General features: G+C 43.6%; 16 protein-coding genes. All 16 read left to right on the top strand.

Annotated features, from left to right (window positions below):
• Positions 1-591, top strand: a complete 591-nt coding sequence (gene rfbC, locus ACS8E3_RS09480) for a dTDP-4-dehydrorhamnose 3,5-epimerase (protein WP_439243642.1) — start codon at positions 1-3, stop codon at positions 589-591.
• Positions 581-1,483, top strand: coding sequence for a dTDP-4-dehydrorhamnose reductase (gene rfbD, locus ACS8E3_RS09475; RefSeq protein ID WP_439243641.1), 903 nt, complete (start codon positions 581-583; stop codon positions 1,481-1,483). Before rfbC ends, rfbD begins: the two co-directional genes overlap by 11 nt.
• Positions 1,484-1,528: 45 nt before the next feature.
• Positions 1,529-2,599, top strand: coding sequence for a DegT/DnrJ/EryC1/StrS family aminotransferase (locus tag ACS8E3_RS09470; RefSeq protein ID WP_439243639.1), 1,071 nt, complete (start codon positions 1,529-1,531; stop codon positions 2,597-2,599).
• Positions 2,596-3,789, top strand: a complete 1,194-nt coding sequence (locus ACS8E3_RS09465; protein WP_439243637.1) for an ATP-grasp domain-containing protein — start codon at positions 2,596-2,598, stop codon at positions 3,787-3,789. Before ACS8E3_RS09470 ends, ACS8E3_RS09465 begins: the two co-directional genes overlap by 4 nt.
• 64 nt (positions 3,790-3,853) lie before the next feature.
• Positions 3,854-4,399, top strand: coding sequence for a GNAT family N-acetyltransferase (locus tag ACS8E3_RS09460; protein ID WP_439243634.1), 546 nt, complete (start codon positions 3,854-3,856; stop codon positions 4,397-4,399).
• 61 nt (positions 4,400-4,460) lie between these two features.
• Positions 4,461-5,492, top strand: a complete 1,032-nt coding sequence (locus ACS8E3_RS09455; RefSeq protein WP_439243632.1) for a glycosyltransferase family 2 protein — start codon at positions 4,461-4,463, stop codon at positions 5,490-5,492.
• A gap of 179 nt (positions 5,493-5,671) precedes the next feature.
• On the top strand, positions 5,672-6,658 hold the full coding sequence (locus ACS8E3_RS09450) for a phosphoribosyltransferase family protein (protein WP_439243630.1): 987 nt from the start codon (positions 5,672-5,674) through the stop codon (positions 6,656-6,658).
• A 53-nt stretch (positions 6,659-6,711) separates the two neighbouring features.
• Positions 6,712-7,800: a glycosyltransferase gene (locus ACS8E3_RS09445; RefSeq protein WP_439243628.1), complete on the top strand. Its 1,089-nt coding sequence runs from the start codon at positions 6,712-6,714 to the stop codon at positions 7,798-7,800.
• 345 nt (positions 7,801-8,145) lie between these two features.
• Positions 8,146-9,444, top strand: a complete 1,299-nt coding sequence (locus tag ACS8E3_RS09440) for a DUF4910 domain-containing protein (RefSeq protein WP_439243626.1) — start codon at positions 8,146-8,148, stop codon at positions 9,442-9,444.
• 210 nt (positions 9,445-9,654) lie between these two features.
• A complete protein-coding gene (gene pseB, locus ACS8E3_RS09435; protein ID WP_439243624.1) occupies positions 9,655-10,653 on the top strand; it encodes a UDP-N-acetylglucosamine 4,6-dehydratase (inverting) in 999 nt (332 codons plus the stop codon).
• Entirely contained in the window at positions 10,654-11,823 is a 1,170-nt protein-coding gene (pseC, locus tag ACS8E3_RS09430) for a UDP-4-amino-4,6-dideoxy-N-acetyl-beta-L-altrosamine transaminase (RefSeq protein WP_439243622.1), read from the top strand.
• Positions 11,816-12,700, top strand: a complete 885-nt coding sequence (locus ACS8E3_RS09425; protein WP_439243619.1) for an aldo/keto reductase — start codon at positions 11,816-11,818, stop codon at positions 12,698-12,700. The genes pseC and ACS8E3_RS09425 overlap by 8 nt, the downstream gene beginning before the upstream one ends.
• Positions 12,697-13,596 (top strand): Gfo/Idh/MocA family oxidoreductase, encoded by a 900-nt coding sequence (locus ACS8E3_RS09420; RefSeq protein ID WP_439243616.1) that lies wholly within the window; start codon positions 12,697-12,699, stop codon positions 13,594-13,596. The genes ACS8E3_RS09425 and ACS8E3_RS09420 overlap by 4 nt, the downstream gene beginning before the upstream one ends.
• Entirely contained in the window at positions 13,593-14,348 is a 756-nt protein-coding gene (locus tag ACS8E3_RS09415) for an SDR family oxidoreductase (RefSeq protein WP_439243613.1), read from the top strand. The genes ACS8E3_RS09420 and ACS8E3_RS09415 overlap by 4 nt, the downstream gene beginning before the upstream one ends.
• The gene (locus tag ACS8E3_RS09410) at positions 14,342-15,046 is read left to right on the top strand and encodes an acylneuraminate cytidylyltransferase family protein (RefSeq protein ID WP_439243611.1); all 705 of its coding nucleotides are present in this window, start codon (positions 14,342-14,344) and stop codon (positions 15,044-15,046) included. The genes ACS8E3_RS09415 and ACS8E3_RS09410 overlap by 7 nt, the downstream gene beginning before the upstream one ends.
• A complete protein-coding gene (gene pseG, locus ACS8E3_RS09405) occupies positions 15,043-16,173 on the top strand; it encodes a UDP-2,4-diacetamido-2,4,6-trideoxy-beta-L-altropyranose hydrolase (RefSeq protein WP_439243608.1) in 1,131 nt (376 codons plus the stop codon). The genes ACS8E3_RS09410 and pseG overlap by 4 nt, the downstream gene beginning before the upstream one ends.
• Positions 16,174-16,184 lie beyond the last annotated feature (11 nt).

The raw sequence follows: 16,184 nt of genomic DNA, 5'->3' as shown, positions 1-16,184 counted from the left end.
ATGCAGATTATAAAGACACATATCGCCGACGTTATTATCATCGAACCTAAAGTGCATGGTGATGACCGCGGCTATTTTGTCGAGACCTATCGTCAAGATATTTTGGAGCGCTTCGTGGGTCATAGTGTCGATTTCATCCAAGATAACGAGTCCAAATCTGAGCGCGGGGTACTGAGAGGTCTGCATTATCAAACAGGCGATAGTGCCCAAAGTAAGCTAGTACGGGTCATTTCAGGGCGAATCTTGGATGTCGCTGTCGATATTCGTAAGGGTAGTCCAACGTTTGCTCAGCACGTTGCTATTGAGTTAAGCGCTGAGAATAAAAGGCAAGTGTTCGTACCAAAAGGCTTCGCTCATGGGTTTGTGGTGTTAGAAGATAATACTATCTTTAGCTATAAAGTCGATAATTACTACAGTCCTGCAGAGGATAGGGGCATCGCTTTTGATGATCCAAGCCTAGCGATTAACTGGCAACTGCCTACTAGCCAGCTATTATTATCAGCGAAAGATCAACAACAACCTTTGCTAGCTGACGCCGAGCTATTTAGCTATCAGAGCAATTATTATCAGACGAGTGATTATGAGTACTAATATTTTAGTGACAGGCGCAGGCGGGCAGTTAGGCTGTGAGCTGCGCTACCTCAGTGAAAGTAACAGTGAAAATATCAGTGACAACGAGCTTAGATTGAGCGAGGACGTAGCTTTTATTTTTGCTGATAAAAGTCGCTTAGATATTACCAATAAGAGCGCGATTGAGCGCTTTTGTAGTATCAATAGCGTGAGCCATATTATTAATTGTGCCGCTTTTACTGCGGTAGATAAAGCAGAGAGTGAAGCGGATAAAGCCAATACTATAAACCATCTTGCGGTCAAATACTTAGCTGAAGTAGCAAAAAAGCATAATATAGCTGTGATCCATATCTCAACCGACTATGTCTTCGATGGTAATAGTAAGCAAGCTTATCAAGAGACAGATATCCCTAATCCAGAAAATGTTTATGGCAAAAGCAAACGACTAGGTGAGCAAGCACTGCAGGATATTAGTCCCGCTAAAAGCATTATTATTCGTACTTCCTGGCTGTATTCTTTATTCGGCAGTAACTTTTTGACCACTATGCTCAGGTTAGGGCAAGAGCGAGAGCAGCTAAATATAGTGAGCGATCAAATCGGATCACCGACTTATGCTCGCGACTTAGCGAGAGCGATTTTACAGATTATCCCTCAGCTTAGCCGCACGAGTAAGGGTGTAGAAATCTATCACTATAGTAATCAAGGCCAGTGCAGTTGGTATGATTTTGCCAAAGCTATTTTTGCAGTAGCCGATATCGATTGTCGCGTAAAGCCGATACCTAGTAGCGGCTATCCCACGCCTGCCAAGCGGCCCAGTCATTCAGTATTAGCGACCGCAAAGATCCAGCAGGAGTTTGGAGTTGATTTAGTGCAATGGCCGCAAAGTTTAAGGAGCTGCTTAGCCCGTTATTGATTCAACTAGACAGAAATAAATCATATTCGCATACGAGAGAATATCATGATACCCGTCACGAAAGCTTATTTGCCCAATAAAGACAACTATCAAGACTACGTAGAAGGTATTTTTCGTCGTGGCTGGCTGACCAATAATGGGCGTCTGGTAAAAGAGCTAGAAAATCGTTTGCAGAATTATTTGGGTGTCAAGCACTTGATAGTAGTAGCCAATGGGACGCTGGCTTTGCAGCTGGCCTATAAGGCATTGGAGCTAAAAGGCGAGGTCATCACCACACCTTTTAGTTTTGTTGCGACTACCAGCAGCTTAGTGTGGGAGGGGTTGAAGCCTGTTTTTGTCGATATTGATCCTGCTACTTTTAATATAGATAGCACTAAGATTACGGCAAAAATCAGCAAAAACACTAGCGCCCTTGTCCCTGTACACGTCTTTGGCAACCCTTGTGAGGTAGAGCAGATACAAGACATCGCCCAACAGCACAATCTAAAGGTGATCTATGATGGCGCCCATGCGTTCGATACCCAATATAAAGGTGAAAGCGTGTTAAGTTATGGCGATATCAGTACCTTAAGCTTTCATGCCACTAAGCTATTTCACAGCACTGAAGGTGGGGCCATCATCACTAATGATGATGAGCTGGCGGGCAAGATAAGACTGATGATGAACTTCGGTATCGCTAGTGCCACCCAAATCAACGCTATGGGTATCAACGCGAAGATGAACGAGTTTGAGGCGGCGATGGGGTTATGTGTATTAGATGAGATAGAGCTCATTAAAGATAGCAGGGCTAAAGTGTGGCGTCTCTATCAAAAAGCTTTGACCCAAAAAACGCTAAGCTTTCAGCGCTGGCATAAAAACAGCAACAACAACCACGCTTATGCACCCATACTCTTTAGCTCAGAAACAGAGCTATTGAGAGTGGAGGCTAAGCTGAAAAAAAATAATATCTTTCCAAGACGCTACTTCTATCCTAGTTTGGACACTTTAGACTATCTTGATGATAAGCAAGTCTGCAAACATTCAAGAGACATTGCCAGCCGAATTCTTTGCCTACCGTTATTTACCGGTCTAACAAAACAACAGCAAGATAAAATCATTGTGTGTATTGAGTCATGACAGCCAAAACGATACTGATCTTAGGCGGCTCAGAGTTTCAGGTTCCTTTGATTCAAGCGGCGAAACAGCTAGGCTTGTATGTGATCACATGCGATTATCTCCCTGATAATCCAGGCCATGCTCTCGCAGATAAATACCTCAATGTCAGTACCACTGACAAAGATGCGGTACTGCAAGTGGCTATCGATCATAAAATTGATAGTATTGCTACCTTTGCATCAGATCCGGCTATTCCTACTATAGGCTATGTCGTCGAGCATTTAGGCTTACCTGGTATTAGCGCCCGAGCAGCTGAGAGTTTTTCGCATAAAGGCTTGTTTCGGCAAGTGTTAAAACAAGCGGGTCTAAAAACGCCAAGTTTTTATCTGACTGAGTCAGCTTCTATCCCACTTGGGCTACACGATAAGAAACCGTATATCGTCAAGCCTGTTGACAGCTCGGGTAGCAAAGGCGTCAGGTTAAGTACGGGCACTCAAAGCAATATTGTAGAGTGTATCAAGTACGCGTTGAGCTTCTCGCGCAGCCATAGATGCATCATTGAAGAGTATCTAGAGGGTCCGCAAGTTCATGGCGATGGCTTTTTGCAAGACGGTAAACTGATAGCGGGCTATTTTGGGGATCAGTACTTTTATACCCAAAGTGATAGCTTCATTCCTATCTCAACTCGGTGGCCGACAGTGCATGCTGATATTCACCAGCAATTAAAAAGACAGCTAGAGCAGCTAGCAGCCCATACTGGGTATCTCAATGGCCCTATTAATGTTGAAGCTCGGCTCAACCGTGACAACGAGCTGTACCTGATCGAAGTAGGCGCTAGAAACGGCGGCAACTTTGTACCTTTGCTGCAGCAGCGCTTAACTGGGTTTGATTATGTCGACGCGGTGCTCAAAACAAGCCTTGGACAACAGGTAATGCACGATGAGTCTTGTCAGCAAACTCAGCGCAAGATCGGTGCTTACTATGTTCTGCATGCGCAAACAGACGGCATTTTTGCAGGAATAAAAATTGATTCCTCTCTAGAGCCTTATATCTTTTATAAAAAGCTATTTAAGGAAAAAGGCGAAGCTGTACAGCAGTATTGCGGCTCGCATACCTCGATTGGGGTTTTACTGTTAGCTTTTCCAACGGTTGAGTCAAGAGACCAGCAAATGGATGAAATAGCCGATTTAGTCAAAGTGTTATATGCATAACCACAGAGAATCAGAGGTTAGCGACAACGCTTAATAACCAAATCAAGCTGACAGGGGGATGATGATGCTAAAGAATATGAAGGTTTATCTAAGAGCTTTAGAGTTAGAGGATTACCAGACCTCTATCGCATGGAGGCAAGATCCAGAGATTTGGGATATGGTAGTCGGCCGGCGTTATTTTGTCTCAAGTGAGTTTGAGAAGAATTGGGTGCAGCAAGCGGGCGACTTGCCGGCGCAGTTGAAGCTAGCTATCTGCGATGTGCTCACAGAGGATTATATCGGTAACATATACCTCAGTAATATCGATTTTTTTAATCGAACCGCCAACTCAGGCAAGCTCATTGGCAACAAAGCCTACTGGGGCAAAGGATTTGGCACTCATGCTACGTTACTCCTTTTGTATCACGCCTTTTACGATTTAGGCTTAGAGAGAGTAGAGTCGCGTGTTTTACTGAGTAATCAAGCATCGATACGAGTACTAGAAAAGTGTGGCTATAAAACAGAAGGAGTCATGAGAAAAGCGGTGTTTAAACAAGGCCAGTCACAAGATTTGGCTTTGATGTCCGTAATTCGAGAAGATTACGATGAAGTGATTAAAATATACCAGTAAGTAGATTATAGATTTGAGTACGCTAAAGGCTAGTTGCAGCATTTATCACAAGGGTTATAAAGTGAATACTAACGTAGATAGCTCACAGATTAAGGACATAAATTTATCACCTCCTGAACCTAAATCAGAGGCAGAAATAATGGCTCATTGGCAAGAGAGCTATACCGTGCCTTTAGTGTCTGTTGTCTGTATTACCTATAATCATGAGCCCTATATTCGCGATGCTTTGAACGGGTTTTTGATGCAAAAAACGGACTACCCCTTCGAGGTGTTAATTCATGATGATGCGTCGAGAGATAATACTGCAGATATTATTCGCGACTATGAGCAAAGATATCCCCATATCATAAAACCTATTTATCAAACTGAAAATCAGTATTCCAAGGGTATAAAAATCAGTCCGACTTTTAATTTTCCAAGAGCGCAAGGGGACTATATCGCTTTATGTGAAGGCGATGATTTTTGGACTTGTCGCGATAAGCTCAACCGGCAAGTCTTATTCTTACGCACAAACCCTAAAATCTTCTTGTCTATTCACCGTGCCTATATCTGTATGGATAATCAAATCACTGAGATCTCTACTAGCCACGGAGAATCTGAGACCGTGCTGCCCTCAAAGTTAGTTTATACCACAGCTGGGCAGTTCTGTCCGACCGCTTCTATGGTCATCGCTAGAGAAAAAGTGGCAGTGATGCCGGAGTTCTTTGATAGGGTTCCCATTGGCGACTTTTTTTTAGAGGCCATGACCGCTATTGGCGGCGTGCATTATTTACCAGAGGTTTGTAGCGTATATCGCCTTGGTAGTAGAGGTTCTTGGACAAATAGGGTAGTCAGTGATGATGAGAAGTTCTTTAAAAAAAGCGAGAAAATGCTGGTCAGTTTAAAAGAACTAGAAGCCTATTTGCAGGCTCCTGATAGCCAGTATGTTCATCATAAAGCGACGGCTATACATCTTAATTTAGCCAATAGATATCTGCAGCAAGGGGATTTTAAAAAATACAGAGAAAATTGGTTTGCTTCTTTTAAACCTATAAGGCGTCTACAAAGAACAGACATAAGACTGTTCTTAGGTCTATTAAGAATTAGGTTCTAAAGCGCTAAGTGCGCCTATCAGCTAGATCTAGAATCAGATCAGAATTATATTCGAAATAAAGAATATAATTCTTTACAATAAGTAAACGCTATAGCATACTTATGTTAACTATCTGTTATATGTATCAGGGCATTAATCGAATTTGAAAGACATAACATTGAAAATTTGCGAGAAAAGCTATGAATTATAAATCTTTTGCAGACCTCTCCATTGATATCAATAACAACTTATTCAAATTAAATAATGAAGACTATGATCTGATTGTCGGTATTCCTCGTAGCGGCATGATACCGGCATATATGATAGGGCTTTATTTAAACGTTCACGTTACTAGCCTAGATTCATTTATCAATAACGAGAAGCTAACTTCCGGAGTATCCAGGAATACCAAAACGCCTCTCGTTTTTGCTATGGATGCTCAAAAGATTTTATTGGTAGACGATAGTATCGTAACCGGTAAAGCCATGCAGCTAGCATTAGCCAGAATTCCAAACAATATTAAAGAAAATATCACTACCTGCGCCATTTATTCAGATAAAAAAAACAAGCCTGATATCGACATCTATTTAGAGTATGTCAAAAGGCCGCGAGTCTTTGAGTGGAATATTTTTCATGCAAGGCTGATGAAAAACGCTTGCTTAGATATAGATGGCGTACTGTGTATTGACCCTACAGAAGACGAAAACGATGATGGCGACAACTATATCCATTTTATGTTGAATGCCAAACCACTCCATATACCCAGCACCAAGATAAAAGCTTTAGTTACTAGTAGGCTGGAGAAATATCGCCCGCAGACTGAGCAATGGCTCAATGCCCATAACATACAATACGATGAGCTAATAATGCTAGATCTACCTAGCAAAAAAGAACGTCAAAAGCTGGGCTTACATGCCGAACATAAGGCTGCCTACTATAAAAAGTCCGGGCTCGATCTTTTTGTAGAAAGTGCGCCTACACAAGCCTTGGCGATTATGACCGCCACAGGCAAGCCCGTTTTCTGTACGGATAATAATCAGATGTACGCTCCCAATATAAGCCGAGCCTTGATTAAGTCGCCAACGAGCTTGTTAAAACAGTGGGAACATTCAATCGCTATCAAGCTACCTGTCTCACTAAAAAGAATCATCAAGCCGATTTATACTACATTGCTAACGCGAAACTAATGACTTAAGTGAATGCTAGTGCTATAGGCGCAACTCAATGATACGGAGCTATTTTGAAAAAAATAACGATACTTCTTCCTGATATGCGCGAGGGCGGTGTTGAAAAAATGCGCCTGATCTTAGCTAAGGAGTGGCGGTCTCAATACGATGTCGAGTTTCTACTGCTATCGAAAAGAGGCGGGTTACTTGAGCTTATTCCTAAAGATATTCGAGTAACTGTGCTCAACATAACTAGATATAGAAGGCTGCTTCCTAGCTTAATGCGTTATATTCGCCAAGAAAAACCACAGGTTATTTTGGCGGCGATGTGGCCGTTGACGGTTGTTGCTGCACTGGCAACTAAACTGAGTCTACAAAAGACTATTTGTGTGATCAGCGATCATGCTATTTTGTCAGCTCAATATCAGCCTAAAGGTAAATGGCATGACTTGGGTCTCAGAGCAAGTATGGCGCTCTCTTATCGGCTGAGTAATGAGGTGGTCGCTGTTTCAAAAGGCGTAGCCAAAGACATCGCTTTATTATCCTCACTACCTTTAGAGTCGATCAAGGTTATCTATAATCCCGCCTCAAAAATAGAGCTAAGTAACTTTCAAGTCAAAAGTCCCTTTGCGGTCGGTGATGGACTAGCTATCATAGCGGTAGGACGTTTTAAAAAAGTTAAGAACCATGTGCTACTAATTAAAGCCTTTGCGCTAGTCAGAAAACAAGTAAAAGCTAAGCTTTATATCGTAGGTGATGGGGAATTAAGGGATGAATATGAGGCATTGATTGAGTCGCTCAACTTACAACAAGACGTTGTTTTAACCGGATTCGTCAATGACCCTTCTGCCTACTATATTCATGCTGATCTATTCGTCCTGTCATCCAACTACGAAGGTTTTGGCAATGTCATCGTCGAGGCTATGGAGACGGGAACTCCCATTGTCGCCACTGACTGCGAATCTGGTCCTAGAGAGATTCTTGAAGAGGGGAAATACGGCACGTTAGTACCCGTGGGGGATGTTAAGGCTTTAGCTGACGCTATGCTTGCATCATTAGAACAAGAGCACGACCATGAAGCGCTAAAGCGTCATGCCGCTGACTTTTCAGTAGCCAAAATCTCCGCTCAGTATTTGGCCGTTATGTTTCCTGATAGCGGCTAAACTAAAGCCCAATACAAGATATTCTCTAGAAAGCTAAATTTTATCAATTTTTGCCTGTAATTACGGGTAAGTAACAAAAACACTGCTATTCAAATTAAGATTTAATCGAATCAGTAGTAGCTATAAACTCAATAATATGTAATATTATGGATATAAAGAGTACAATAATTACACGGTACAGTATCATTTGCGTAGCAAAAATTTGTAATTGCTAGGCTTTTAATCAATAAGGTGGCTATCTAAAAAACTTATTGGGTGATTATATTTTAATGCAGCGTTGCTTATGTAATATTACTTGTACAGTATTATTAGGGTAGTGATTACTACAGCTAGCAAGGATGACATATGGAAGCTGTTATAGATACAGGCGTCAGCATGCATGAGCTTTGCGAAAAGCTGTTTTCTATATGTCGCAGTATAACGGGTGATGGCTTTCGTGAGTCTTTAGCGATAATAAAAAACGATATGCAACTGGATAACTTGCAGTTTTTTGAAGTCGCCACAGGTACTCAGTGCTTCGATTGGGAAGTGCCCAAAGAGTGGAACATTAGGGATGCTTATATTCTGACTCCCGATGGTGAAAAGATTTGCGATTTTAAAGCCTCCAATCTGCATGTTGTTGGTTATTCCACGCCAGTGAATCAAGAGATCTCGCTTGAGATGCTGCAAAACCATTTGTACTCATTACCCAATCAGCCCGATGCTATCCCTTATATTACCTCATACTATCAAGAGCGCTGGGGTTTTTGTCTCACCGAGCAGCAAAGAGAGACGCTTGAACCTGGCACTTATCAAGTGTATATCGATAGTGAGTTAACAGCGGGCAGCCTTACTTATGGTGAGTTGGTCATAGCAGGTGACACAGAGCAAGAAGTGTTTTTGTCCAGTTATTTATGCCATCCTTCGATGGCCAATAATGAATTATCAGGTCCAGTTGTCACCGCCTTCTTAACCAAATGGTTGTTAAGCTTACCCTCTAGAAAATATACCTACCGCATTATCATCATCCCTGAAACCATCGGTTCTATTACGTACCTCAGCCGCCATTATCAAGAAATGAAAAAGAACATCATCGCGGGCTTCAATATTACCTGCGTAGGTGATGATAGGACTTATTCATACTTACCTTCAAGAACCGGCGATACGTTAGCCGATCAAGTCGCCAAGCATGTTCTAGCCCATACCTATCCTGATTATATGAGTTATTCGTTTTTAGACAGGGGCAGTGATGAGCGGCAGTACTGTAGTAGCGGGATAGATCTACCTGTCTGCTCTATTATGAGAAGCAAGTATGGCTGCTATCCTGAGTATCATACCTCCTTAGATGATTTAGAATTGGTAACCGCTAATGGCTTACTTGGTAGCTATCAGGTACTAAAAAAAGCTATCCAATGCCTTGAGGCCAATGAGACTCTAACCTCGACAGTACTGGGTGAGCCTCAACTCGGTAAGCGCGGTCTATACCCTACTATCGGCACTAAAGAGGGAGGCAAAGTAGTACAGAATATGATGGACTTTCTGGCTTATTGTGATGGGGTCAGTAGTAACTTGGAGATAGCAGAAAAGATAAAGGTACCACTGTGGGAGCTCAACGATATTATAAATCAATTAAAAGCTGAGCAATTACTAAAAAGTATTCACTAAGTACTTGCGCAAAGTCCACAGCTCAAGGTATTCAGTTGTCTTTAGTATTCAAAACTAGCTACAGTTAATAATGATTTCAGTTATTTTATTTTTGTCATTTATATATTCTTTATTTAACATATATATGTGTTATAGTTTTGTTAAAGGGATTTTAATAAACAAACGTCAAATAGTGCATTATCGAGCTTGCAACTAGTAGAGGGATTTTACATGTTGAGTAATAGCACCATTCTTATAACTGGCGGTACAGGATCTTTTGGTAATACCTTCGTCAGGATGACCCTTGAAAAGTATAATCCAAAAAAAATAATTATCTTTTCACGGGACGAGATGAAGCAGTGGGAGATGGCCAAAAATTTTAAAGATGATGAGCGAGTGCGCTTTTATATTGGCGACGTCCGTGATAAGGAGCGACTATACCGCGCTTTAGATACTGTCGATTATGTCGTACACGCTGCGGCTACTAAGATTGTCCCTACCTCAGAATACCATCCCTTTGAATGTGTAAAAACCAATATTCATGGCGCCATGAACCTCATTGATGCTTGTATCGATAAAACGGTCAAAGGCGTAGTAGCGCTATCTACTGATAAAGCCAGTAGCCCGATTAACCTGTATGGCGCGACTAAGCTGGTATCAGATAAGCTGTTCGTCGCTGGCAATTGCGGTTCTGCGGAGCATGGTACCAAGTTTTCAATCGTTCGCTACGGTAATGTCATGGGCTCTCGTGGTTCAGTAATTCCATTTTTTATGTCGATTAAAGACACAGGTGTAGTGCCGATTACCGATCCTCGTATGACGCGTTTTATGATCTCGTTAGAGGATGGGGTGAGGTTAGTATGGCACGCGTTTGAGGATATGGTCGGTGGCGAGATTTACGTCAAAAAAATACCTTCGATGAAAGTGGCAGACTTAGCTCGAGTGGTCGCTCCAGAGGCTAAGCAGCAAATAATAGGTATCCGTCCAGGTGAGAAGCTGCATGAGCAGATGATTAGTAGTGAAGATGCTTGCTACACCTACGAGTACCCTGAACATTTCAAAATCTTACCCATGATTAATAATTGGGCCTCCTGTCCAAAACGTATCAAAGATGGCAAAAAAGTCTCGCAAGGTTTCGTTTACACCAGTGATAGCAATCCAGAATGGATGACTGATGATGAGCTGCAAGGATGGATGGAAATCAACCATGAAAAAATAGGGAGTATATAAATGATTCCTTATGGTCGCCATACTATCAGTCAGCAGGATATCGATGCCGTGGTTGAGGCGCTACAGTCAGATTTTTTGACCCAAGGGCCTCAGGTTCCCGCATTTGAGCAGGCCATTACCGAAGCTTGTGATGCGCGATATGCGGTCGCGGTAAACAGCGCAACCTCTGCTTTACATCTAGCTTGCCTAGCATTAGGTTTGGGTCAAGGGGACTGGCTGTGGACAACGCCAAATACCTTTGTGGCGACGGCTAATTGCGGACTGTATTGCGGCGCTAAAGTGGACTTCGTAGATATCGACCCGCGCACCTATAACCTTTGTGCAGAGGCATTAGAAAAAAAACTAATCGCCGCAAAAAAAGTGGGTAAGTTACCTAAAATAGTGATTCCTGTCCATTTCAGTGGTCAACCTTGCGATATGCAAGCGATAGCTAAGCTGGCAACAAAGTATGGTTTCAGCGTCATTGAAGATGCCTCACATGCGATCGGCGGTAGATATCAAGATGCGCCTATTGGTAATGGTCGCTATAGCGATATTACCATCTTTAGTTTTCACCCTGTCAAGATAGTCACTAGCGCTGAGGGCGGGGCTGCAGTGACCAATTGCGCAGGCCTAGTAGAAAAACTGCGCTTGCTACGTAGCCACGGTATCACTCGCGATGAGCCGCTAATGACGCAGGCCATCGACGGCCCTTGGTATTATGAGCAAATTGATCTGGGCTTCAACTACCGCATGACAGAGCTGCAAGCGGCTCTTGGCTTATCGCAGCTGCAGCGGCTAGCAGAGTTTGTTAACAAACGTCATCAGCTTGCAGAGCGTTATGATAAACGACTCCAAAACCTACCGATTATATTGCCATGGCAACATTCAGACAGTTATTCTGCTATGCACTTATATGTCATTCGCATACCTTTAGAAAACCATACTACTAGCCATCTTGCTGCTTTCAATGCCATGCGCGCTGCCGGCATTATGGTCAATTTGCACTATATTCCTGTACATAGGCAGCCTTATTATCAACAGATGGGCTTTACGGCCGGTCAGTTTCCGCAAGCTGAGCGCTACTATAAAGAAGCGATGAGCCTACCTATGTATCCGGCGCTGACTGAGAAGCAGCAAGACCAGGTTTGCTCGGTACTCAAAGCCATACTGGGGGTAGAGGATGCATAGCTTAGCGCCCAGTCACAAGCTTGCCCTAGGAACCGCGCAATTCGGCCTGCCCTACGGCGTTGCTAATATGACCGGTAAAGCCTCAAGCGCTACGGTTAAAGAAATAATAGATATTGCCCGCGCCGCTGATATCACTATGCTTGATACCGCCATTAGTTATGGTGATAGTGAAGCAGTGTTAGGGCAGCAAAATCTGACGACATTCAATCTAGTCAGCAAGCTACCTGAGGTGCCGCATGATTGTCTAAATATAGAGAAGTGGGTAAGAGCGCAAGTGCGCGTTTCATTAAAGCGCTTACAGGCCAGCAAATTACATGGTTTATTACTGCACCGGCCAGCCCAGCTGCTTGAACCAGTCGGAGAAGCGCTATATCGGTCGCTCTTGAGACTTAAAGAACAAGGGTTAGTCGATCATATTGGCGTTTCTATCTATAGTCCTAATGAGCTGTTTCAGCTGCTAAAAAGCTTTGATTTTGATGTGGTGCAAGCGCCTGTAAGCCTATTTGATAGGCGAATGGAGCACACGGACATGCTTAGTCAACTCAAAAAAGCAGGCGTTGCCATTCATAGCAGATCGGCTTTTTTGCAAGGTCTGTTACTGATGCCAAGCGCTAAGATTCCAGTATATTTTACGCCATGGTTGCCACTTATTAAGGCCTATCACGACTGGTTGGCCGAACAAAACCTCTCTGCATTACAAGCCTGCCTGAGCTATCTGACTCAGCAAGTCGATATTGATAAAGTTATAGTTGGGGTGGACAACGCTCATCAGCTGCAACAGATTATTACCGCCAGTAGTCTGCCTAAGATAGCCATTCCTGAGCGTTTATACTGCACAGATGAGGATTTACTTAACCCATCGAGGTGGCTGCTATGACTTTAAGATTAGGCGTCATAGGATCCTCTGAGGGTAACGGCCATCCTTATTCGTGGAGTGCTATTTTTAATGGTTATGACATCATGGCAATGGAAGAGTGTGGCTATCCTGTTATACCGCGCTATTTGCAGCAACAGGACTGGCCTGCGAGTCAAATTAGCAGCGCTAAAGTCACTGCAGTATGGACACAAGATATAGCGCTCTCTAAGCATATTGCCAAAGCGGCCAGAATCGAGCAAGTCATGTCTTGCTACACCGATATGATCGGACAAGTTGATGCCATTCTTTTGGCACGTGATGATGCTCACAATCATTTACGAATTGCTAAACCCTTCTTAGCGGCAGGCCTACCTATTTATATCGACAAGCCCATAGCTTTATCTATTGATGGGTTAAATCAGCTTTACGCTTTAGAGAAATACCCAGGGCAGATTTTTACCTGTTCAGCGCTTAGATATAGCGAGCAGTTAGCACTGAGCGCAGCAGACAGGCAAAACCTAGGGGATATCAAACAGATTGCCGCCTTTACCCCAAAGCCTTGGTCTAAATATGCCGTTCATATCATTGAGCCGGTACTAAATATGCTGTCCAAGGGAGACGAGCCAATCGAGATGACGGTTCCTATTACCAATAGAGGTGATAGCTCAGGTAGTCTAAAGGTTTCTTGGAGCAGTGGTATACAGACTAGCTTTTTTGCGCTGGGTGAGGTGCAAACCCCAATATTTATTAGAGTATTTGGTACTAATACTTGGCAAGACTTTACCTTTACCGACTCATTCTCAGCTTTTAAAAGCGCTTTGCAAGCTTTTATACAAGGTATCTTAGACAACAAGGTAATGTCAGATAGAGCATTCAATACCACAGTGGTGAAACTGCTTGAGAGAGGTTGCCAATGACAACGTCAATCTTAATCACGGGCGGTACCGGTAAGTTTGGTCGGCAATTTGTTAAGCATTTTGCCAATAAAGGCTGGCAGGTGTTATTTACCACTACTTCTCAAAATAATGCCGATAGTTTAATAAAAGAGCTGGCTGATGACAGTCGTCTGATTTCGCTCATAGTAGATTTCACTCAACCGCAAGCAGTACTAGAGTTGGTTCAGCGCATTAAAGATGACGGATATCGCGTCAATCACTTAGTTAATAATGCGCGTAGTCGCTCATTTTTGCAGACCGACTCATCAGGTCAGACCAGCCGCGAAGACTTTTTGGCCGAGTACTTGCTAGATGTGGTGGTGCCTTATGAGCTGTCAATGGCGCTGTTCAATATTCAGCCAAGCGAGCTTGTCACAATCACTAACATAGGTTCGCAATACGGTATCGTCGCTGCCAATCCCGCTTTATACAAAGACTATCCAAAACAGTCGCCTATTCAATACGGGGTTGCTAAAGCGGCCTTGATACATCTAACCAAGGAGCTAGCGGTACGCTATTCGGAAGCAGACATAAGGGTCAATTGTATCGCCTATGGCGGGGTCAGCGGACGTGTTGATGAGAGCTTTGAAGCCAGATATGGGAAGCTTACTCCCAGTGGCCGCATGCTATCTGAATCAGAAATTATAGGACCTTTAGATTTCTTAATTTCAGCACACTGTAAGGCGATTAATGGGCAAACTATCCAAGCTGATGGCGGGTGGACCTTATGGTAAAACCTAGAATTGCTATTATTCCGGCTCGCGGCGGCTCAAAACGAATCCCGCAGAAAAACATCACTGATTTTCATGGTCAGCCAATGATTGTGTGGACGATTAAAGCGGCGCAGGATTCAGAGTTGTTTGATCGCATTCTAGTATCTACAGATGACTCGCTGATAGCTGAGGTGTCCAGAATTGCTGGTGCTGAAGTACCTTTTTTCAGAACAGGCTGCGCCGATGATTATGCTAGCGTCAGCGAAGCCACTATTCTTGCTTTACGGCAAGCTATGGCTCATTGGCAAGAAGAGTACCAAATGGTAGTGCAATTAATGGCCAACTGTCCACTGCGCACCAGCGAAGATATAAAAAGCTTGGTTTCGGTATTTGAGACTGAGCAGCGTAGCGCGCAGATCAGCTGCTTTGAATATGGCTGGATGAATCCATGGTGGGCGGCAACTATTGATGAAATCGGTAGACCTGCACAGATTTTTTCTGAAGCATTGACGCAGCGCTCGCAAGACTTACCAAAGCTTTACTGTCCGACGGGCGCAGTATGGATATCGACAGTGCAAGCTTTGCTGACTCATAAAACCTTCTATTCACCCCATCATACCTTTGAGCCGATGTCCCAAAAAAGCGCCATAGATATAGACGATTATGATGACTTAAAGATGGCACAGGCATTAGTACTAGCCAGTGAGTACTCGCTATGACTACACGCACTATTAAAGAGCAAGGCTACAAAGTTGGGTTCCGCTGTGACGCTTCTATCCAAATAGGCTCTGGCCATGCAATGCGCTGCCTAACATTAGCGGATGAGCTCGCTCGTCAAGGAGCTCAATGCTTTTTTATCTGCCGTCAGCATGAGGGTAATTTAATCGAGGTTTTACGGCAGCAGGGTTATCCCGTGTATGCGTTGCCTTTGGAAGATAGCTTAACTATTGAGTCACAAGACCGGTCATCTCTTGCTCCTACACTCACTCATAGTCACTGGTTAGCAAGCTCGCAATACCGAGATGCTGAGCTTAGTCGCTCGATAGTAGAGGCGCTACAACCTGATTGGCTCATCGTTGATCACTACGCTTTAGATGCGAGATGGGAGAAAAAACTGCACCCCTTTTGCAAAAAGCTGATGGTTATCGATGATCTGGCAGACCGAGAGCACGCTTGCGAGGTATTACTTGACCAAAATTTCGGCCGCAATCTACAAGACTATGCCGCCTTGATTCCCGCAGAGTGTCAGGTACTCTGCGGGTCTATGTATGCCTTACTCAGACCTGAGTTTGCTAAGTGGCGAGAATATAGCTTAGAGCGGCGACAGCATAATAAGCTTACAAGTATTTTGATTAATTTAGGCGGCGTCGATAAAGACAATATCACTAGTAAAGTCTTAAAAGCGCTGCAAACAAAAGCGCTGCCTGATTATTGCACCATTACTGTAGTTATGGGTTCGACATCGCCATCGATTGCAGCGGTAAAGCAACAAGCCGCAATCATGCCGTGGCCTACGGTGGTGAAGGTAGCAGTAGATAACATGGCTGAGCTCATGGCCAATAGTGATTTGGCTATCGGCGCGGCAGGGTCGACCTCATGGGAGAGGTGCTGTCTCGGACTGCCGACGATTATGTTAGTACTAGCAGATAATCAACGAGTTATTGCTGACGCTTTAGAGGAGGTAAGCGCTGCACAGCGCTTTGATTTAGCAGTACTAGAGGCTGAGCCCTCAGCACTTGGGCATTGTATAGCGTCAGTTGTAGCTAAGATGAGCGAGATGGGTAGGGTGGCTAGTAGCATTAATGATGGATTAGGAGCATCACGTCTCGCAAGGGTTTTGTTTTAGGTATAAAGGAG

This window comes from Psychrobacter sp. 2Y5, assembly GCF_051847375.1.
Lineage (GTDB): Bacteria > Pseudomonadota > Gammaproteobacteria > Pseudomonadales > Moraxellaceae > Psychrobacter.
The sequence above is the reverse complement of the archived record's forward strand: the minus strand, read 5'-3'. Positions and strand labels throughout refer to the sequence as shown.